Origin of the sequence: Streptomyces sp. NPDC101166, assembly GCF_044768125.1 — a bacterium.
GTDB lineage: Bacteria > Actinomycetota > Actinomycetes > Streptomycetales > Streptomycetaceae > Streptomyces.
The window spans coordinates 1-1,091 of record NZ_JBIWPF010000308.1; the positions used below are offsets into that span (position 1 = coordinate 1).

2 protein-coding genes are annotated in these 1,091 nt (G+C 70.7%); one reads left to right on the forward strand and one right to left on the reverse strand.

Annotated elements, in window-relative coordinates; genetic code table 11:
• Positions 1 to 598: FAD-dependent oxidoreductase (locus ACIRS4_RS38670; RefSeq protein WP_404205022.1), on the reverse strand; the 598-nt coding region annotated here is incomplete at its 3' end.
• A 97-nt stretch (positions 599 to 695) separates the two neighbouring features.
• Between ACIRS4_RS38670 and ACIRS4_RS38675 the strand changes: the two genes are divergently transcribed.
• On the forward strand, positions 696 to 1,091 hold a 396-nt coding region (locus ACIRS4_RS38675), incomplete at its 3' end, for a GntR family transcriptional regulator (RefSeq protein ID WP_404205024.1).

The window sequence follows — 1,091 nt, forward strand, 5'->3', positions numbered from 1 at the left end:
GGCCGGTGTGCGCCGCGCCCGGGCAGACCAGCACCAGGTCGCCCTCGTGGCGGCGGCCGCGGTCGTCGATCACGGTGGTGCCGGTGACGGTGCGGGCCTCGGTGCCGGCGAAGAAGCTGTAGCGCCCGCTCGCCTCCATGTAGCGGCGCAGCGCGGGCAGCGCCTGCCGGGACTCGACGGCGGCATCGGTCGAACAGTGCAGGCCCGCGAGGAATTTGCCGCGCAGCGCGGGGTTGAGCGCGCGCACCCGCTCGGGGTCGAGCAGTTCGAAGCCGCGTTCGGCGGCCGAGCGGTTCGCCACGGCGGCCTCGGCGACCGCGAGCTCGTTCTCGCTGCGGACCAGGGTGATCGAGCCCGCGGGCCGGAAGCCCACGCCCGGCACCTTGCCGCCGATCTCCTCCCACAGCTGCCGGGATCGCAGTGTGAGTTCCAGTTCGCTGGCGCTGCGTCCCGAGACCCACACCAGACCGAAGTTGCGCACGGTCGCCCCGCGCGCCTCCACCTCGCGTTCGAGGTGGACTACTTCGTGGCCGCGCCCGATGGCGGCGAGAGCGTGGGCGGTACCGAGGATCCCTCCGCCGATGATGACCAATCGCATGGTTGTCATCGTGGGCAATGGTCTAGACCTACGGGTGTTTCGTGTGGAAACGGTAGGTTAATAATTGGTATAGACCAATCTTGTGTACGCTGGGGGCATGGAGACGAGGGAGGCCGCCGGGGTGGAAGACCAGGCGGGGCCGGGCCGAACGGCGGCCGGAACATCCAGCGCGGCAACCGATTCCGCGTCCGCCGGGCGTATGCCCAAGTCGTATCGGGTGCGCGCCGAGTTGGAGGCGCTGCTCGGTGAGCTCTCCGAGGGCGACCCGGTGCCGTCCGAGCGCGAACTCGCGCTGCGCTGCGGCGTCGCCCGCGAGACCGTGCGCCAGGCGGTGCGGGAACTGCTGGTGGAGGGGCGGATTCGCCGTCAGGGCCGCGGCACCGTGGTCTCGCGCCCGAAGATGGTGCAGCCCTTGTCCTTGCGCTCCTACACCGAGGGCGCGATCAAGTTCGGCCGCAAACCGGGCCGTCTGCTCGTCGACTGGTCCGACATC